We start from the raw sequence: 19243 nt of genomic DNA, 5'->3' as shown, positions 1-19243 counted from the left end.
GGTCGACCTAATGACACACGAATGGGAATGCGTCGTCGTCGGTGGTGGCGCCGCCGGGCTGAGCGCCACATTGGTCCTGGGACGGGCGCGACGGCGCACCCTGCTCGTCGACGCGGGCGAACCGAGCAACCGGTTCTCCACCGGCATCGGCGGGCTCCTCGGTTACGACCAGCGTCCGCCCGAGGAACTGTATTCGGCGGGTCGCCGCGAGCTCGCGGCCTATCCGACGGTCGAGTACCGGGCGGGCACCGTGGTGCACGGCGCCCCGCAGGACGACGGTTTCGTCCTCTCCCTCGACGACGGGGACCAGGTCACCACCCGCCGGGTGGTGCTGGCCACCGGTATGCAGTACTGCCCTCCGGATCTTCCCGGCCTGGAACCGCTCTGGGGGAAGTCGGTGTTCCAGTGCCCGTTCTGCCACGGGTGGGAGATGCGCGACAAGCGGCTGGCCTCGCTGGCGGCCGGCGAGGAGGCGATCCACGCGTCGCTGATGCTGCGCGGGTGGAGCGACGACGTCGTGCTGCTGACCGACGGGCACCCACAACTCGACGGCGTCGACTACGACCAGTTGAAGGCCGCGGGCGTCACCCTCGACGACCGCCGGATCACCGAACTGATCGGAACCGACGGACAGCTCGAGGCCATCGCCTTCAACGACGGCAGCCGGCTCGAACGCGACGGGCTGCTGGTGGAGGCGCCGCTGCGGCAGCGCTCGAAACTCGCCGAGCAACTCGGCGCCTCCTGCACGCCGGGCCCGCTGGCCGTGGACACGATCGGTATCGACGCGCTGCACCGCACGTCGGCGCAGACGGTGTTCGCCGCGGGCGACGTGTGCACCGAACACCCGTATGTGGCGGGGTCGATCGCGGGCGGCGCGCAGGCGGCGATGATCGTCGCGCAGAGCCTGCTGGCCGAACAGTTCGGGATGCCGTATCCGCCGGACGGGGACTAGGCCGTCACCGCGTCGATCGCACGGTAGATCCGCTGCTCGCTGACCGGCCGGGGCGTGCCGAGCTGCTGTGCCCACAGGCTGACCCGCAGCTCCTCGATCATCCGGCCGATGTCGCGGACATCCTCGGCGGCTGCCCGTGACGGCGAAAGCGATTGCCTGAGTTCGTCGTACGCTGCCTGCACCCCATGCACCCGGTCCATCCGCTCGCGGTCGGCGCCGACAGCGTGCGGTAGCCGCTCGAGCCGGCGACCGATCGCGGTCAGGTACCGGGTGAGGTTGGCCAGGTGCGCCACCCCGGTCAGGGTGACGAAACCCTTCGGCAACAGCGCGGCCAGCTGGGCGCGGACGTCGGCGATCGCCTCGGCCTGCGCCGCAGGCGGATTGGCGGGCAGCGCCACCTGCGCCTGCTGCGCGGCGGTCAACACCTTCTCCACCCGGCTCACGATGTCCAGCGTCGTCGGCACCAACGCCTTGGCCACCCGCTTTGTCGCCGTCTCGAAATCCGCTCGCACCCAGACATGCTCGCGGGCCAACGCGTCCACCGCCGCGTCCGCGCAGTCGTCGATCAACGCGGCCAGCGACCCGTCGGGATTGGCGCCGAGCACCAGGCGCTGACGCATCTCCAGCGCGCGTTCCACGTTCTTCACCGGCGACGGCGCCGACAGCCGCAGCAACCGCCGGATACCCGGTCCCATGGCCGCCCGCTGCTCGGCGGGCGTCGCGAACACCCGCACGTCCACCGCGGAGCCCGTGTCGACGAACGCCGGGTACCCCCGCACCCGATGGCCGCCGCTGACGTTCTCGACCGTGCGCGGCAACTCATCGAGTTCGTCGGGCCACGAACGCAATCCGGTACGTTCCAGCCCGCCGGCGACCGCGCGGGCGACGGCGTCGCGCACCGGTGCGGCCAACTGCTCCTGCAATGTGTCGAGGTCCTTGCCGCGCGCCACCTCGGCGCCGTCCTCCTCGACCGCGAACGTCACCCGCAGATGCGCCGGGATCTTCTCGAGGTCGAACGCGTCGAGCGGCACCGTCACACCGCTGCGCCGCCACAGCTCGTGTTGGAGGGACTCGAGCAGCGGGCCGCTGCCCGGGTTCATCGTGCGCAACACGTCCCGTGCGGTGTCCGGCACCGGGACGAAGTTGCGCCGCAGATCCTTCGGCAGCGACTTGATCAGCGCGGTGACCAGCTCCTCCCGCAAAGCCGGGACGTGCCAGGCGAACTCGTCACCGCCGAGACGGGCCAGCACCTCGACCGGGACGTGCACCGTGATGCCGTCGTCGGCCGCGCCCGGTTCGAAGCGGTAGCTCAGCGGCAGCGCCAGATCCCCGGCGTGCCACTGGTCGGGCAGTTCGTCGGCGCCCTCCTGGCGGAGCAGGTCGTCGCGCGTCATCGTCAGCAGATCCGGCGTCCTGTGCCGCTGCTTGCGCCACCACGCGTCGAAATGCCGTGCCGAGACTATGCTTTCGGGGATCCGGGAGTCGTAGTACGCGAACACCTCGTCGTCGCCGACGAGCAGGTCGCGCCGGCGGGCCCGCTCCTCGACCTCCTCGAGTTCCTCCCGAAGCCGCGCATTGTCGCGGAAGAAGTGGTGTTTGGTGCGCCAGTCCCCTTCGACGAGTGCGTGGCGGATGAACAGTTCGCGGGCCAGTTCGGGGTCGATCTGCGCGTAGTCGACGCGGCGGCGTGCGACCAGCGGCAGGCCGTAGAGCGTCACCCGTTCGAACCCCATCACCGCGCCGCGCTCGGCCTCCCAGTGCGGTTCGCTGTGGGTGCGCTGGACGAGGTCGCCTGCGATCCGCTCGACGATGCCGGGGTCGATGCGGGCACCGACGCGGCCGAACAGCCGACTGGTCTCCACCAAATCGGCCACGACGATCCAGCGCGGCGGACGCTTCGTCAGCACCGATCCGGGCGCCAGCACGAACCGCGAGTTGCGGGCGCCCTGATAGTCGCGGGTATCGCCGTCGCGCAACCCGACGTGCGACAGCAGCCCGGCCACCAGCGCGGCGTGCACACTGGCCGGTTCCGCGGGTTCGTCGGACTCCCGGATGCCGAGGTCGCGGGCGATGGTGCGCAACTGGCCGACCAGATCCTGCCATTCCCGGATCCGCAGATAGTGCAGGAACTCCTCGCGGCACATCCGGCGGAACGAACTGCCGGAGCGCTCTTTTCGCTGCTCGCCGAGATAGCGCCACAGGTTGAGGTACGAGATGAAGTCGGAGTGCTCGTCGGCGAAGCGGGCGTGTTTCTGCCGGGCGGCGTCCTCGCGGTCGACAGGCCGCTCCCGCGGATCGGGGATCGACAGCGCGGCGGCCAGCACCAGCACCTCACGCACGCAGCCCTCCGCGTCCGCCTGCAGGATCATCCGGCCGATGCGCGGGTCGAGTGGGATGCGCGCGAGCCGTCGCCCCGTCTCGGTGAGCTGCCCTTCCCGGTCGAACGCGCCGAGTTCCTGCAACAGGGCAACGCCGTCGCGGATGCTGCGCCGCTCCGGCGGATCCAGGAACGGGAACTCCTCGACGTCGCCGAGTCCGAGCGCGGCCATCTGCAGGATCACCGCGGCGAGGTTGGTGCGCAGGATCTCCGGATCGGTGTAGCGGGGCCGGGCCTCGAAGTCCTCCTCGGAGTACAGCCGGATGCACACACCGGGTGCCGTGCGCCCGGACCGGCCGGCGCGCTGGGCGGCCGATGCCTGCGAGATCGGTTCGATCGGCAGCCGCTGCACCTTGGTGCGCCGGCTGTAGCGCGAGATGCGCGCGGTGCCGGGGTCGACGACGTAGCGGATGCCCGGCACCGTCAGCGACGTCTCCGCGACGTTGGTGGCCAGCACGACCCGCCTGCCGGTGTGCGGTGCGAAGACCTTCTGCTGTTCGGCGGTGGGCAGCCGCGCGTAGAGCGGCAGCACCTCGGTGTTGTGGAGTTCGCCGCGCAGGACTTCGGCGGTGTCGCGGATCTCGCGTTCGCCGGACAGGAACACCAGCACGTCGCCGGGCGGTTCGGCCTCGAGCTCGCGGACCGCGTCGACGATCGCGTCGGTCGGATCGCGCAGTTCGGTCCGGACGATCTCGTGGTCGGGATCGTCGGGGTCGTCGGTGTCCGGGTCGACGACGGGCACCTCGAGCGGCCGGTACCGGATCTCGACCGGATAGGTGCGCCCGGACACCTCGACGATCGGGGCCGGCGCGTGGACGGTGCCGAAATGCTGAGCGAAGCGCTCCGGCTCGATGGTCGCCGAGGTCACGATCACCTTGAGATCGGGCCGGCGCGGCAGCAGTTCGCGCAGATAGCCGAGCAGGAAGTCGATGTTGAGGCTGCGCTCGTGGGCCTCGTCGAGGATGAGGGTGTCGTAGCGCAGCAGCCGGCGGTCGCGCTGGATCTCGGCGAGCAGGATGCCGTCGGTCATGAGCTTGACCAGGGTGCGGTCGGAGGCCTGATCGGTGAAGCGGACCGTGTAGCCGACCGCGTCACCGAGTGGCGTGCCGAGTTCGTCGGCGATCCGCTGGGCGACGGTGCGGGCAGCCAGGCGGCGCGGCTGGGTGTGGCCGATGGTGCCGCGGATGCCGCGGCCGAGCTCCAGGCAGATCTTGGGCAGCTGGGTGGTCTTGCCGGATCCGGTCTCCCCGGCCACGACGACGACCTGGTTCTCGGCGATGGCCTTCGCGATCTCGCCGCGCCGGTCACTGACGGGGAGGTCGGGGTAGGTGATCGCCGGGAGGGCCGCGGTGCGGGTGGCGATCAGCCCCTCGGCGGCCACGATCTGCTCGGCGAGCTGCCCGAGCCTGTCCGGCTTGGCCTGCCGGAGTCGGCGGCCGAGGCGAGCGGCGTCGCGGTGGGTCAGGCCGTCCAGACGCTTGCGGAGTTCCCGCACGGACGGTTCGGACACTCGCGCCAGGATATAGGTGGGTGGGCGTCGAGTCTGCGGTGGCGGTCACGCCCACTCGCACTTTTGCGCCCTAAGCGCAGGATCAACGCGTAGGCGACCAGAAGTCGAGCATCTCGGCGAACGTCTCGAACGCCGGCGTCGACACCCCGTAGGTCGCCTCGAAGTGGATGCTCAGCGGGAAGCCCAGCTCACCCACCCCGTCGATCACCCGCTTGTACAGATCGAGCAGCATGCGCCGCTTGTCGACCGGCTCACTGGCCGCCAGCGCCTTGACGAACTCCTGCTCGGCGGCGACCGCGGGATTGCCCGGGTCCTGGATCAACCAGTGGATGAGCCCGACACGGCTCTCCATCTTCGGCACGAAGCCGAACGACAGCAGGATCTCCGGCCGGTACTCGTTGGCCGTCGCGAACTCCTTCAGGAATTCGACGATCGCGTCCGAGTAGAGCAGCTGCGTCATCCCGTACGTCGCGCCCTGCTTGCACTTGAACGTGAACCGGCCCTGCTCACCGTCGCGCGTGGGGATCAGGATCGCGCCCCGGTTGTGGACGAGCCCGTCATAGAGCGACAGCGCATCGGTGGGGGCGACGCCGCTGCCCTCGCCGTCGTTCATCGTGCGCGGTACCCCGACGAAGGCGATGCCGTCGAAGCCTGCGGAGCTCAGCTCGGTCAGCCGCTGCCGCAACGCGGGCTCGTCGAGGAACGCGGTCACCTGGGTGCACAGCCCGCGGACACCCGGCAACTCGGGCTCGATTATCCGCCAGAAGTCCAGCACGTCCATCTTGGGCTTCATCTCGATGGGACGACCGCTGTCCTCCTCGATCATCCCGGGGATCATGACGTGGCGGATCCGGCCCTCGATCCCGGCCTCGGCGGAGCAGCGCAGCACCTTCTGGGCATCCTCGAGCGCGTGCTCGCGGCCGCGGTCGACATTGGGCGGCACGAGTTCGAGCGCGACGGTGTTCAGGGGCAACGGTTGCTCCTTTGACGGCATGACGAAAGAGGCGGCGTGTCGGCCGCACTTCCCCCCGGATTGCGCCACGATACCGCCGAAGCCTGTTTCCAGCCTGGTCGGCCTACCCTCGAAGCAGGTGAGGAGGCTCCGATGGCCCGTCGAACGCCATGGCTACGCGGACTGCTTCTCGTCATCCTCCCGGTCTTCGCCGCATCCGCTGCACCCACACTCATCGACGGCCCACGCCATGTCACCGTCGCCTACGAGGTGACCGGCGCCGCCGGGCGCGTCGAGATCCGCTACGAGGCCGCCGACGGCGCGCTGCTCGCGACCAACCCCGTCACCCTCCCCTGGCGGCGGCAGTTCACGGTTGACGCGGACTCCCGGTTCCTCTCGCTCAGCGCCGGCCGCACGGACTCGTCGCCCGGCGACGTCACCTGCCGCATCACCGCCGACGGCGCACTGATCGCGCTCGAGGGTCTGAGCGGCGGATACACCCAGTGCACGGGCGTGCTCACCGGCTGATCAACCGCCGTACCGACGCCGGGACCGGCAGCGCCGAATCCGACACCGGCTGCCCGTACCGCAACTCGACGGGCACCACCCCCGTCCAGGCCACACCCTCGGCCGCCGGGCCGGTGCGCGCCTTGGCCACCCACGCCCCGTCGACGATCGGTACCGAGAGCAGCAGCGTGGCCGCGACCTCCTTCGCGGAATGCGGCGGGCACTCGGCGGTCCGGCCGGCGATCAGCGCCTCGGTGAACCGGTCGAGCAGCGGCGGGGCCTCCTCGCGGGGCACCACCCGGCACACGCCGCGGACCACCGCCGAGCGGTAGTTCGCCGAGTGGTCGAACTGGCGCTCGGCGATCACGAGCCCGTCGAGCAGGAAGGCGCTGACACACACCTTCGCGCCGTCCGCGATGTGGCGCAGCGCCCCGGCACCGGTCGATCCGTGCAGCAACAGCCGGTCCCCGTCGCGGGCCACCAGCATCGGGACGGCCCAGGGCTCGTCGCCCAGCACCGTCGAGACGGTCGCCACGGCGGCCGTGTCGAACACCTCGTGCAGCAGGTCGAGATCGCTCGCGCGTTCCGGTTTGCGGGTCAGCCGCCCCAGCGGTGATGTCGTCACAGACGCCATTCATCCAGGCCGACACACCCGCGGCAACCGATATGTTGAGTCCATGGACGCTGACGTCATCGTGGTCGGCGCCGGCCTCGCCGGGCTGGTCGCCACCCACGAGCTGACCCGCCGCGGCAAACGCGTCGCGCTCGTCGACCAGGAGAACGCCGCCAACCTGGGCGGTCAGGCGTACTGGTCGTTCGGCGGGATCTTCCTGGTGGACAGCCCCGAACAGCGCCGCATGCGGATCAAGGACTCCTTCGACCTGGCGTGGAGCGACTGGCAGGGCAGCGCCGCGTTCGACCGCCTGGACGACGAGGACGTGTGGGCGGCCAAGTGGGCCCGCGCCTACGTCGAGTGGGCGGCGGGCGAGAAACGCGACTACCTCACCGGCCACGGCATCTCGTTCCTGCCGACCGTCGGCTGGGCGGAGCGCGGCGACCTGCGCGCCACCGGGCACGGCAATTCCGTGCCCCGCTTCCACGTCGCCTGGGGCACCGGCACCGGCATCGTGGGTCCGTTCACCGACTCGGCGCTGTCGGCCGCGCACCGCGGGCTGGTGCGTTTCCACCACCGCCACCGCGTCGACGGGCTGGTGTTCACCGACGGCGCGGTGACCGGGGTGCGCGGCACGGTCCTGGCCCCTGACGACGCGAAGCGCGGGGCGCCGTCGAACCGCGACGCGGTCGGTGAGTTCACACTGTCCGCGCAGGCGGTGGTCGTCACGTCGGGCGGCATCGGCGCCAACCACGAGATCGTCCGCCGCTTCTGGCCCGCCCGGCTGGGCACCGCGCCGAAGTCGATGATCACCGGCGTGCCCGCCCACGTTGACGGCCGGATGCTCGACGTCGCGGCGGAATCCGGTGTCCGGCTGGTCAACCGGGACCGCATGTGGCACTACACCGAAGGCATCGTCAACTGGAACCCGATCTGGCCTGACCACGCCATCCGGATCCTGCCCGGACCGTCGTCGATGTGGTTCGACGCGCTGGGCCGCCGGTTGCCCGCGCCGTACCTGCCCGGGTACGACACCCTCGGCACGCTGCGCCACCTGCGCACCACGCCCGACATCGCCGACCACGACCACTCGTGGTTCATCCTGACCCAGCGCATCATCGAGAAGGAGTTCGCGCTGTCCGGGTCCGAGCAGAACCCCGACATCACCGCCAAGGACCGCCGGGGGTTCCTCAGGGAGCGGCTGTTCAGCAAGGGAGCGCCGGGGCCGGTCGAGGCGTTCAAGCGCAACGGGGTGGACTTCGTCGTCGCCGACGATCTCGACGAACTCGTCCGAAAGATGAACGCGCTCACCGACGAACCGCTGCTCGACGCGACGATGATCCGCCGCCAGATCGAGGCCCGCGATCTGCAGGTGACCAATCCGTTCAGCAAGGACGCGCAGATCCAGGGCATCCACAATTCACGCCGCGCGCTGGCCGACCGCATCGGCCGCACGACGGCCCCGCACCGCATCCTCGACCCGGCTGCGGGACCGCTGATCGGCATCAAGCTGCACATCCTCACGCGAAAGACGTTGGGCGGCATCCAAACCGATCTCGCCTCCCGCGCCATCGGCCTGGACGGACAGCCGATCGACGGCCTCTACGCCGCCGGTGAGGTGGCGGGTTTCGGCGGTGGCGGTGTGCACGGTTACAACGCGCTCGAGGGCACCTTCCTCGGCGGGTGCATCTTCTCCGGCCGCGCCGCCGGACGCGCGCTGGCCGACCTGGTGTGATCACCCGGCGAACGTGAGCTCGTGCGCGAGAATCGGGCTGAATCTCGGTCACGAGCTCACGTTCGGCGTCAACGCGCGCACGAACCGGGCGATGTCCTCGGCGACCGGGCCGGACTGCAGCCGGAACGACTGCAGCGGACCGATCAGCGGCTCCTCGTAACCGGCGAACCACAGGCCGGGCACCGCGGCGGGCAGGTTGTTGACCACGGGCGCGCCGTCGTCGTCGAGCACGTCCAGGTGTCCGACGAGCGGTTCGAGCCCGTGCCGGTATCCGGTGGCGCCGATGACCACGTCGGGGCGGATGGTCTCCCCGTCGGCGAGCACCACGGCGTCCGCCTCGAAGGATTCGACCGCGGCGACCACCTCGATACGGCCCGCCTTGATCTGCGGCACCAGGTCGTCGCCCAGGGTGGGGATGCTGCCGTCGTCGAGCAGGGCGCGGTAGATGCCGCGGCGCGGGGCGGGCAGACCGGCCGAGGTGAGGTCCCCGAACCAGAGTCGGCTCGCCAGCGCGGCGGCGTGGTCGATCACCGGTACCGGCAGCCGGCGCAACGCCACACTGAACGCGTCGACCGGGATGCCGCCTGCGGACCGCGGCACCAGGTGCGGGGGTTCGCGCACCGCGAGCCGGACCCGGGCGGCCACCCCGTCGCTGAGCTGCAGCGCGATGTCGGTGGCGGAGTTCCCCGATCCGACGACCAGCACGTCACGGCCGGCGAACGGCCAGGGATTGCGGTAGTCCGCCGAATGCAGCACCTCGCGGGTGTAGCCGTCCATCCCGGGCCACGCGGGCAGCGCCGGGGTGTGATAGTTCCCGGTCGCCACGACGACCGCGTCGGCGGTGTACGCGTCGCCGTCGGTGGTGATCAGCCACCGGTCCTCGTCGCGGTCGATGCGGGTGACCGTGACGCCGAGTGCCAGCGGGATCCGTTGGCGCCGTACGTAACTGTCGAAGTAGTCGACCATGTCGTCACGTCTGGGCCAGCGGCCGTACCGGCGCGGGATCGGTTGGCCGGGCAGATGCGACCAGTAGCCGCAGGTGTTGAGCCGGAAGCCCTCGTAGCGGTCACGCCACGTGGACGCGGGCGCGGACGCACGGTCGAGCACGAGCGGTTCGACGCTCTGTTCGTGCTGGAGTTGACGGGCGATCGCCAGCCCGCACGGACCCGCGCCCACGACGACGACCCGGTGATGGTGCTGCGCAGAGGTGGACATCGGAGTCTGTGTTCCCACCGGGCGGATCGTCCAAGCCGGTTTCCCGTGTGACGTGCCGGGTAGTTCTGGGGTCTACCCCGACCCTCGAGGAGGATTCGATGAGCTCACCGGAACCGACGCCAGACGACGCCCAGCAGGCGGGGATCGCCGAAGGGCAGGTGCCGAGCGCCAGTCCCGGGTACTCGACGCCCCCGCCGGAGGGCATCCGGGATGCCGAGGATCAGGGCGACGCGGCTCCCGAATAGACCCACGCGATTTCTACCCGGACAAGACGTAACCGGCCGCTCCGTAATCTGGATGAGGTGAGTGCTTCACCTGTGACGAACCTCAGCCTGGACGACCGCTTCGCGCGGGAACTGCCGGAGATGGCGGTCCGCTGGAAGGCCGAGGAGGCGCCGGATCCGCGGCTGCTCGTCCTCAACGAGCGGTTGGCGGCCGGCCTCGGTCTCGACGCCGACTGGTTGCGCACGCCCGACGGGGTGCGGCTGCTGGTCGGCAACTCGGTCCCCGGCGGCGCCACCCCGGTGGCCCAGGCCTACTCGGGTCATCAGTTCGGCGGGTTCGCCCCGCGGCTGGGCGACGGCCGGGCGCTGCTGCTCGGTGAGGTCGTCGACGCCGACGGCCGCGTCCGCGATCTGCACCTCAAGGGATCCGGACACACCCCGTTCGCCCGCGCCGGTGACGGGCTGGCCGCTGTCGGGCCGATGCTGCGTGAGTACGTCGTCAGCGAGGCCATGCACGCCCTCGGCATCCCGACGACCCGCTCGCTGGCCGTCGTGGCGACCGGACGTCCGGTGCAGCGCGAGACCGTGCTCGACGGCGCCGTGCTGACCCGGGTCGCGAGCAGCCATCTGCGTGTCGGCAGCTTCCAGTACGCGGCCGCAACCGGGAACACGGACCTGGTGCGCCGGCTGGCCGAACACGCCATCGCCCGGCACCACCCGCACGCCGCGGAGGCGGAGAACCCGTACCTGGCGTTGTTCGAGGCGGTGGTCTCGGCCCAGGCGCGGTTGATCGCCCGCTGGATGCTCGTGGGTTTCGTGCACGGGGTGATGAACACCGACAACATGACGATCTCGGGCGAGACGATCGACTACGGGCCGTGTGCGTTCATGGACGTCTACGACCAGGAGACGGTGTTCAGTTCCATCGACATGTGGGGCCGCTACGCCTACGGCAACCAGCCCGCGATCGCGGCGTGGAACCTGGCCCGCTTCGCCGAGACGCTGCTGCCGTTCTTCGACGACGACCTCGACCGGGCGGTCTCGGTGGCCGAGACCGCGCTCGGCGCGTTCGGCCGGCAGTACGAGACCGCGCTGTCGGCCGGTATGCGGGACAAACTCGGTGTCTCCGGCGCCGACGACACGGCGGTCGCCCCGCTCCTCGAGGAGTTGCCGAAACTTCTGCAGGACAACCACATCGACTTCACGTCGTTCTTCACCGCGCTCGGTCGCGCCGCGCGCGGTGACACCGAACCCGTGCGCGGGCTGTTCGTCGACCTCGCCGGCTTCGACGCATGGCTCACCGGCTGGCGTGCGCTGGGTCCGGACGGCGACGCGATGGACCGGGTGAACCCGGTGTACATCCCGCGCAACCACCTCGTGGAGGAGGCGCTGACCGCGGCCACCGCGGGCGACCTGACGCCGTTCGGCCGGTTGTTGGACGCGGTGACCGGGCCGTTCGTCGAACGGCCCGGTCTCGAGCGCTATGCGGAACCGGCTCCCGAGGCTTTCGGGAGGTACCGGACCTTCTGCGGTACCTGAGCGCTACGGGGTGGCGGCGCAGCCGACACCCGGGATGCAGCCTGCGGCACCGCCGGGACCCGCCACACCGGACGGACCACCCGGGATCGCACCCGCGGCGCCCTGCGGACCGGCAACCCCACCCGGGCCACCCGGGATCGCACCCGCAGCCCCCTGCGGACCGGCAACCCCACCGGGACCACCGGGGATCGCACCCGCAGCGCCCTGCGGACCGGCAACCCCACCCGGACCACCCGGGACCGCACCCGCGACGCCGGGCGGCGGCGGGACGAACACGCCTGGCGCCGGCGGCGGCGGTGGCGGTACGGCGCCGCAGCCGGTGCCGTAGGGATCGACGCAGCCCGGCGGACCGCCGGCCGTGAAGGTGACGGTGGAGCTGCCCACCGGGGCAGCGGCGGCGATGATCGCGAACGCGGAGGCGCCGGCGAAGACCGCCGGCAGGACTTTTCTGGGTTCGAGCAACATGCCGGCGGCTACCACGATCACGCGTGACCTAAACGTGACCTGCACGTAATTTTTTTCCGGCGGCCGATTCAGTAGTGGTCCGGCGGCCGATTCAGTAGTGGTAGGTGTCCGACGGCGCGGGCATGTGGACGGGCTCGTCCTCGAACTCGGTGGCCTCGATGCCGTAGGCACGGGCCAGGTCGAGGATCTTGTTGGCCCGCGCGATCCGCGGCAGGTCGGACCCGTTGCGGATCTCGCCGCCGTCGCGTTCGAACTCCGCGAAGAACTCCTTCGCCCACGCGATCTCGTCGTGGGAGGGCGAGAGCCCCTCATTGACCACGGAGCACTGTTCGGGGCTCAGGCAGATCTTGCCGGTCATCCCGAACTCCGCGGACACCGCCGTCGCCTCGATGAGCCGCAGCGCGCTCGAGCCGATCGTGGGTCCGTCGATCGCGCTGGGAAGGTGGGCGGCCTTGGCAGCGATGGTGAACCGGGAGCGGGCGTAGGCCAGGGTGGCCGGGTTGTCGCCGAAGCCGGTGTCGCGGCGGAAGTCGCCGATCCCGAACGCCAGCCTGAAGGTGCCCTTCGCGGCGGCGATCTCGGTGATGCGCTCCAGCCCGCGGGCGGTCTCCACCAGCGCGACGATCGGCACGCCGGCCAGGCGCTTGGCGGTTTCGGTCACGTGATCGACCGATTCGGCCATCGCCAGCATCACCCCGCCGACGGAGGTGCCCGCCAGCGCGTCCAGATCGTCGGCCCACCACGGCGTGCCGAAACCGTTGACCCGGACCCAGTCCGCGTTGCCTGCGCCCAGCCAGCGCACGACGTTGTCGCGGGCGGTCACCTTGTCCTTGGGCGCCACGGCGTCCTCGATGTCGAGCACGACGATGTCGGCGCGGGAGCGGGCCGCCGCGTCGAACCGGTCGCCGTGCGCGCCGTTGACCAGCAGCCAGCTGCGCGCGAGCACCGGGTCGATGCGTGTTCCGATCTCGTCGGAGTCGTGGGAGTCGAAGGACACCTCGTCATACACGCCCTTCATGGTCGCCCAGCCGGTCCGTGGGCGGTGCACCAGGGGCGTGGAAGCCCGGGTCAGACGGTGCCGGCCATCGGGGCCGGGGGCGGAGGCGGTGGGGGTGCCACGGGCAGGCACAGCCCGGTGTTGGTGTCGAGCGCGCGGCCGGGAAGGCAGAACGGTGCGCACCCGTTGGTGACGCCGGTTTCGCCTGGCAGGCAGGCCGAGCCGACGGCGGGTGAGACGAGGGTGGTGACGGCGACCGGCGCCGCGGTGAACGCGGCCACCGACAGCGCCGCGACGAGCAGCCGTCGCATGGAATGCGTCATGTCTCGACTGTAGGCGCGTACCGGCCGGGCCGCGGCGGCTTCGCGGAGACGACGGTCAGACGGTCTCGGGCAGGCGCGCGCCGGTGGCGAGCTCGGCGTACTGCCGCATCAACCGCAGCGACGTCTCCCGGCTCATCTCCGGGTCGCGGGCGACGATGCGGTAGCCGAGGTAGTCCTCCATCGCCATCAACGTCATCGCGACGTCCCGGGCCGCAGAGCCGAGCCGGAACACCCCGGCGCGCTCACCGTCGGTGAGGATGCGGGCGTACAGACCGACCTGGCGGTGGTAGATCTCCTGCACGTCGCGGCGCTGGTCGAGTTCGAACCCGGCGGCCAGCACCGCCCGCCAGATCGACCGCCATTCCGCGTCCTCGGGACCCGTCGGCAGACCCGCGGCGATGGTCCGGGCCAGCTGCTCGGCCGCGTCCGGTGTGCGTTCGACCACCGCGAGCCGGTCGTCGTAGAACCGGGCGTCCGACCGCAGGGCCAGCTCGGCGAGCAGCTGATCCATCTCCTTGAAGTAGTACCGGACCGCGTTCGCGGTCAGTCCCAGCTCCGCGGCCACATCCGCGATCCGCAACGTCGCGAGGTCGTGCCGCTCGATCAGCGCGATCGCGGCGTCGAGGATCTCCTCGCGCCGTTCCGCCTGCCTGTTGGGCCGTGGCACGTGCGGTTCTCCTCTGACGCCGAAAGTACGGTTGCTGACGCCGCTACCCGGGCGATGCGTGCAACAACCGTACTCTCGGCCGGTTTCCCCCCTTGCGCATCGACCGTCCCGGCCTCATTATTTTCCAATCAGGAAAAAAACTCCGGGAGGCTCCATGCGCACGCGAGACCTCGGCGTCGTGATCGGTGAACACCCCATCGGTCCGCACAACGCCATCACCGACGTGCCGGGTGTGCGGGTCGGGCACTGCACGCTCGACCAGGCGGGCCCGCCCGCGGTGCACACCGGGGTGACCGTGGTCGTACCCCACGACGACATCTGGACCGAACCGGTGTTCGCCGGCGCGCACCGGCTCAACGGCAGCGGCGAGATGACCGGCCTGGAGTGGATCCGCGAATCGGGCGAGCTGACCTCCGCGATCGGCCTGACGAACACCCACAGCGTCGGCGTGGTCCGCGATGCCTTGGTCGACGCCCAGGTCGGCGCCCGCGGCGACGGCCTCTACTGGTCGCTGCCCGTGGTGGGCGAGACCTACGACGGTGTCCTCAACGACATCAACGGCCACCACGTGAACGCCGAACACGTCCACGCCGCCCTGACCGGCGCCGCCGGCGGCCCGGTCGGCGAAGGCAACGTGGGCGGCGGTACGGGCATGATCTGCCACGGTTTCAAGGGCGGCATCGGCACCTCGTCGCGCGTCGCCGACACCGCCGCGGGCCGCTACACCGTCGGCGTGCTGGTCCAGGCCAACCACGGCCGCCGCGAACGCTTCCGCGTCAACGGCGTGCCCGTCGGCGAGATCGTCGGGCCCGACGCCGTACCCCTGCCGGACATGCCGGCCGCGTACGAGCCGGGCTCCGGGTCGATCATCGTCGTCGTCGCGACCGACGCCCCGCTGCTGCCCCACCAGTGCACCCGGCTCGCGCAGCGGTCAGCCCTGGCGGTCAGCCGGATCGGCGGCAGCGGCGAACAGTACAGCGGCGACCTCATGCTCGCCTTCTCGACCGGCAACCGCGGCATTCCGCCGTACTCCTGGGACGAGGACACCGCCACCGACCGGCCGGAGATCGGCGTCCGGATGGTCGCGCCCCAGTTGATGACCCTGCTGTTCGACCTCACCATCGAGGCCACCGAAGAGGCGATCGTGAACGCCGTCGTCGCCGCCACCACCGTCACCGGGCGTGCCGGACGCACCGCGCACGCGCTCGACCACACCCTGTTCCGCCAGGCGCTGAGCCACACCCGGGAGGTCCGATGAGCACCGACGTCACACCCACCGCCGAGACCGAACGGCTCAGAGGACGGCTCGGCACGGTCGCGGTCGTGTTCATGGTCGTCGCGGCCGCCGCGCCGCTGACCGTGATCGGCGGCAACATGCCGCTGGCGATCGGCCTGGGCAACGGCGCGGGCGCGCCGGTCGGCTTCGTCATCGCCGCGCTGGTGCTGCTGATGTTCAGCGTCGGCTTCGTGGCGATGACGCCGTTCGTCCCCGAGGCGGGCGCATTCTTCTCCTACGTCACGCTCGGCCTCGGACGACGGCCCGGCACCGGCATCGCCGCGGTCGCGCTGATCGCCTACACCGCCATCCAGGTGGGCATCTACGGCTACATCGGATGGGCCATCGGCGACACCGTGCGGTTCTACGGCGGCCCCGAGATCCCGTGGCCGGTCTACGCGTTCGCCACGCTGGCGATCGTCGCGGTGCTCGGATACCGCCACATCGATCTGAGCGCAAAGGTTCTCGGCGTCGCGCTCGCCCTCGAGATCGGCATCGTGGTCGTGCTCGATCTGGTCATCGTCGCCGATCCCGGCCCGGCCGGGCTGACCGTCGCCTCGTTCACCCCCGACACGTTCACCAACGGCGCGATCGGCATCGCGGTGCTGTTCGCGCTGACCGGGTTCATCGGGTTCGAGGCCACCGCGGTGTTCCGCGACGAGGCCCGCGATCCGGAGCGCACCATCCCGCGCGCGACCTACGCCGCGGTCCTCATCATCGGCGGGTTCTACGCGCTGACCTGCTGGGCGTTCGTGGTGGCGATCGGACCGGATCAGGTCACCGAGGTGGCGCAGCGCACGCTGGACGGTGAGGGCAACATGCTGCTCGACACCACCGACGACAAGCTCGGACGCATCGGCCGCGACATCGTCAACGTGCTGCTGCTGACCAGCCTGTTCGCCTGCGTGCTGTCCTTTCACAACGTCATCGCCCGGTACCAGTTCGCACTCGCGGGTAAAGGCCTGATGCCACGGCGCCTCGCCGGGGTGCACGCCCGGCACCGGTCACCCGCATTCTCCTCGATCGTGCAGACGGTCACCGCAGCGGTGATCGTCGGCGTGCTCGCGGCGCTGGGCGTCGACCCGTTGGTCGGCGTCTTCGGGTCCATGGCCGGGGTGGCCACCGTCGGGATGGTGCTGTTGATGCTCACCACGTCGGTCGCCGTGGTGGTCTACTTCGCCAGGCATCGCGCCGACGCGGGTGGCCGGCTGTGGCAGACCCGCATCGCACCGGCCCTCGCCTGCGCCGGGCTGGTGGCCAGCATGTGGCTGGTGCTCAGCAACTTCACCCTGGTGACCGGTGGCAGCGCGACGTTGAGCGCGGTGCTGGCGGCGATCCCGTTCGCCGGTCTGCTGCTCGGGGCCCTTCTCGCACCGCGCAAGCGCTGATCAGCCGGGGTCGCGGCGCGCGCACCCGCGCCAGACCATGTCCAGCAGGTGGGCCAGCGCGTCCTCGTCGAGCGGCGGCATACCGAACACCAGGCGGTAGTAGGCCGGGGAGAACAGCGCGTCGACGGTGACCTCGACGTCGAGGTCCGGGCGCAGTTCGCCCGCGGCGACACCGTCGAGCAGCACGGCGGTGACCGCCGCGCGGCGCGGCAGCAGCCACTGGTCGAGCAGCGCGGTGGCGACCTCGCCGTTCGACCCTCCCGCCGCGATGACCCGCCGGAACAGCGGGCCGGTCGTCGGGTCGGCGAGGATGCCGTTGAGTGCGCGCACCTGGTGGTCGAGCGCACCCCTGGTGCCGCTGCCGGTCGGCGGGACGATGGACCCCCGCATCGACGCCAACAGACCGTCGAGCACGATGGCCGCGGCCGACGGCCACCACTTGTAGATCGTGGTGCGGCTCACGGCCGCGCGTTTGGCGATCGCGTCGATGCTGACCGCCCCGGTCCCCCCGGCGAGTGCGAGATCCGTGGCCGCTTGCAAGACCGCGGCGCGCAGTTCGACATTGCGCGGCCGCCCCCGGCGCGGGGGCTCCGCTGCGATGTTTGCGAGCTCCGTCGGAACCCGTGTACTGTCTTTTGTGGACACTCTGTTCACTATATTCTCAGGTTTTGAAATTGATTGGGGCTTCGGCAGATATCCATGCGCAGCATGTTCACCAACTCGTCGGTCTTCGCGAACAGGCCGGTTTTCGCCGGAACGACCATCGGCGCGGCGGTGCTCGCCATCGGACTCAGCGGCTGCACGCCCACCGGTGCGCCCCCGGCCCCGTCGGCGCCGGGCCTGCCCACCTCCGCATCGAGTACGTCGAGCGCGCCGACGTCGGCGCCGAAGCAGAACAGCTCGGCCGTCGTCGACTACTCGCGCCTGCTCATCGAGCCGACCGACATCAACACTGAGTTCGGCACGTTCGTCACCCGGTCGACGGTCCCCAACCGCCGCGGCGGCAAGGGCGTCTCGGCCCTGTTCGTCAACGAGTCCGACACCAGGGCGATCGGCGTGACGATCACCGTCCTGCCCGACGAGGCCGCCGCGCGGGCCGCGCTCGACGCGAGCCTGCAGGCAATCGGCGCCACCGTCACCGGCGGGGAACCGGCGCCCGCGCCGGTCGGCACCGGCGGCACGGTGGTCGCCGGCACCTCGCCCGACGGCGCCAAGGACGTCACCACCCTGCTCTTCACCGAGGGTCCCGCGGTGGCACGGCTGGAATTCCAGAGCGCGCCCGGAGACCCCACCCCGCCCGACGTCGTCACCGACATCGGCATCAAGCAGGACATCGCCCTGCGGGCCGGACTGCCCAGCGTCACAGGTTGATCGCCGCACGCCCCGGTGACAACCCCGGGCATGTGGGTAGAGGACACCGGTGAGCGATTTTCGTCGTGACCTCCTCCAGGAACTCCTGAGCACCTACGGACCGTGCGGCCAGGAGGCCGCGGTGCGCGGCGTGTGCCGTCGCGAACTCGAACCCCTCGTCGACGAACTGTGGGTCGACGAGGCGGGCAACCTGGTCGGGGTCGTCCGCGGCGACACCGGCGACGGCGCAGGCACCCGCGTCATGGCACACCTCGACGAGCTGTCGATGCTCGTCAAACGGGTCGATCCGGACGGCAGCCTGCACCTGACCCCGCTCGGCACCATGTATCCGGGCAACTTCGGGCTCGGCCCGGTCGCGCTGCTCGGCGACCGCGAGATGCTCACCGGGGTGCTCACCCTGGGCTCCGAGCACACCACCAGCGAGAGCCGGCGGATCTGGGAGACCAAACCCGACCAGGGCGACAAGGCGCTGGACTGGCTGCACGTCTACGTGTTCACCGGACGCACCCCCGAGGAGTTGACGGCCGCGGGGATCGGGCCCGGCACCCGCGTCTGCGTCGACCGCAGCAAGCGCACCCTGTTCGAGTTCGGCGACTATCTCGGCTGCTATTTCCTCGATGACCGGGCGGCGTGCACCGCACTGCTCGACGCCGCCGCACGGTTGCGCGCATCGGGCCGGAAGCCCGCAGGCGACGTGTACTTCGTCTTCACCACCAACGAGGAGATCGGCGGGGTCGGCGGGTCGTACGCCAGCCGCACGCTGCCCGGTGAGTTGACCCTGGCGCTGGAGGTCGGTCCCACCGAAGCCGAGTACGGCACGACCTGCGGCGGCGGCCCGATCGTCGGCTACAGCGACGCGCTGTGCGTCTACGACAAGGACGTGGCCGACCGGCTGATGGCGATCGCCTCGGAACGGGGGATGTCACCGCAGGCGGCCGTGCTCGGGGCGTTCGAGTCCGACGCGTCGCACGCGAAGGCCAACGGGCTCACCCCGCGGGCGGGTCTGTTGTGTTTGCCGACGCTGAGCACCCACGGGTATGAGGTGATCTCCCGGGCGGCCATTCCGGCGATGGCGGAGTTGCTGGTCGAGTTCCTGGTGCACCCCGCGGCGTAGCGACGGGACGCCGCATCC

Annotated in this window: 18 protein-coding genes; 9 read left to right on the top strand and 9 right to left on the bottom strand. The window is 70.8% G+C overall.

All coding sequences use genetic code 11. The features are described 5' to 3' along the window. The first annotated feature begins 10 nt into the window (after positions 1-10). Positions 11-952, top strand: coding sequence for an NAD(P)/FAD-dependent oxidoreductase (locus AU196_RS11135; RefSeq protein ID WP_059095126.1), 942 nt, complete (start codon positions 11-13; stop codon positions 950-952). On the opposite strand, the gene hrpA is transcribed toward AU196_RS11135, so the two are convergent. Then, entirely contained in the window at positions 949-4839 is a 3891-nt protein-coding gene (gene hrpA, locus AU196_RS11130; RefSeq protein ID WP_059095125.1) for an ATP-dependent RNA helicase HrpA, read from the bottom strand. The two genes, AU196_RS11135 and hrpA, sit on opposite strands and share 4 nt — an antisense overlap. An 82-nt stretch (positions 4840-4921) precedes the next feature. Further along, positions 4922-5812 (bottom strand): mycobacterial-type methylenetetrahydrofolate reductase, encoded by an 891-nt coding sequence (locus AU196_RS11125; RefSeq protein ID WP_059095159.1) that lies wholly within the window; start codon positions 5810-5812, stop codon positions 4922-4924. 132 nt (positions 5813-5944) lie between these two features. Between AU196_RS11125 and AU196_RS11120 the strand changes: the two genes are divergently transcribed. Next, complete coding sequence (locus AU196_RS11120; RefSeq protein WP_059095124.1) at positions 5945-6319, top strand: MmpS family transport accessory protein; 375 nt, start codon at positions 5945-5947, stop codon at positions 6317-6319. Here the strand turns inward: AU196_RS11120 and AU196_RS11115 are convergent. After that, positions 6309-6932 (bottom strand): pyridoxamine 5'-phosphate oxidase family protein, encoded by a 624-nt coding sequence (locus AU196_RS11115; RefSeq protein ID WP_059095123.1) that lies wholly within the window; start codon positions 6930-6932, stop codon positions 6309-6311. The genes AU196_RS11120 and AU196_RS11115 overlap by 11 nt on opposite strands. 43 nt (positions 6933-6975) lie before the next feature. On the opposite strand from AU196_RS11115, the gene AU196_RS11110 reads away from it, so the two are divergent. Continuing rightward, on the top strand, positions 6976-8646 hold the full coding sequence (locus tag AU196_RS11110; protein WP_059095122.1) for an FAD-binding dehydrogenase: 1671 nt from the start codon (positions 6976-6978) through the stop codon (positions 8644-8646). A 48-nt stretch (positions 8647-8694) separates the two neighbouring features. On the opposite strand, the gene AU196_RS11105 is transcribed toward AU196_RS11110, so the two are convergent. Further along, positions 8695-9861, bottom strand: coding sequence for a flavin-containing monooxygenase (locus AU196_RS11105; protein ID WP_059095121.1), 1167 nt, complete (start codon positions 9859-9861; stop codon positions 8695-8697). A 98-nt stretch (positions 9862-9959) separates the two neighbouring features. Between AU196_RS11105 and AU196_RS11100 the strand changes: the two genes are divergently transcribed. Beyond that, a complete protein-coding gene (locus tag AU196_RS11100) occupies positions 9960-10106 on the top strand; it encodes a hypothetical protein (RefSeq protein ID WP_157531097.1) in 147 nt (48 codons plus the stop codon). Positions 10107-10178: 72 nt separating this feature from the next. Then, positions 10179-11624 carry a protein adenylyltransferase SelO gene (locus AU196_RS11095; protein WP_197415761.1) on the top strand — a complete coding sequence of 482 codons (1446 nt, stop codon included), beginning with the start codon at positions 10179-10181 and terminating at the stop codon, positions 11622-11624. A 3-nt stretch (positions 11625-11627) separates the two neighbouring features. Here AU196_RS11095 and AU196_RS11090 read toward each other — a convergent pair whose 3' ends face one another. The 4 genes from AU196_RS11090 to AU196_RS11075 all read right to left on the bottom strand — a co-directional run bounded on the left by AU196_RS11090 (position 11628) and on the right by AU196_RS11075 (position 14076). Beyond that, positions 11628-12110, bottom strand: coding sequence for a hypothetical protein (locus AU196_RS11090; RefSeq protein ID WP_502687255.1), 483 nt, complete (start codon positions 12108-12110; stop codon positions 11628-11630). Between the two features lie 70 nt (positions 12111-12180). After that, a complete protein-coding gene (locus AU196_RS11085) occupies positions 12181-13107 on the bottom strand; it encodes an HpcH/HpaI aldolase/citrate lyase family protein (protein ID WP_157546239.1) in 927 nt (308 codons plus the stop codon). Between the two features lie 50 nt (positions 13108-13157). Next, entirely contained in the window at positions 13158-13409 is a 252-nt protein-coding gene (locus tag AU196_RS11080; RefSeq protein WP_059095118.1) for a hypothetical protein, read from the bottom strand. A 55-nt stretch (positions 13410-13464) separates the two neighbouring features. Continuing rightward, positions 13465-14076 carry a TetR/AcrR family transcriptional regulator gene (locus AU196_RS11075; RefSeq protein ID WP_059095117.1) on the bottom strand — a complete coding sequence of 204 codons (612 nt, stop codon included), beginning with the start codon at positions 14074-14076 and terminating at the stop codon, positions 13465-13467. Between the two features lie 154 nt (positions 14077-14230). On the opposite strand from AU196_RS11075, the gene AU196_RS11070 reads away from it, so the two are divergent. Further along, a complete protein-coding gene (locus tag AU196_RS11070; protein WP_059095116.1) occupies positions 14231-15334 on the top strand; it encodes a P1 family peptidase in 1104 nt (367 codons plus the stop codon). Next, a complete protein-coding gene (locus AU196_RS11065; RefSeq protein ID WP_059095115.1) occupies positions 15331-16740 on the top strand; it encodes an APC family permease in 1410 nt (469 codons plus the stop codon). Before AU196_RS11070 ends, AU196_RS11065 begins: the two co-directional genes overlap by 4 nt. Here the strand turns inward: AU196_RS11065 and AU196_RS11060 are convergent, their stop codons facing one another. Beyond that, positions 16741-17394, bottom strand: coding sequence for a TetR/AcrR family transcriptional regulator (locus AU196_RS11060; protein WP_059095114.1), 654 nt, complete (start codon positions 17392-17394; stop codon positions 16741-16743). Positions 17395-17439: 45 nt separating this feature from the next. On the opposite strand from AU196_RS11060, the gene AU196_RS11055 reads away from it, so the two are divergent. After that, entirely contained in the window at positions 17440-18111 is a 672-nt protein-coding gene (locus AU196_RS11055; protein ID WP_231737529.1) for a hypothetical protein, read from the top strand. Positions 18112-18160: 49 nt separating this feature from the next. Further along, positions 18161-19225: a M42 family metallopeptidase gene (locus AU196_RS11050; RefSeq protein WP_059095113.1), complete on the top strand. Its 1065-nt coding sequence runs from the start codon at positions 18161-18163 to the stop codon at positions 19223-19225. Positions 19226-19243: the final 18 nt, after the last annotated feature.

The organism is Mycobacterium sp. IS-1742, from assembly GCF_001500125.1.
Classification (GTDB): Bacteria; Actinomycetota; Actinomycetes; order Mycobacteriales; family Mycobacteriaceae; genus Mycobacterium.
The sequence above is the reverse complement of the archived record's forward strand: the minus strand, read 5'-3'. Positions and strand labels throughout refer to the sequence as shown.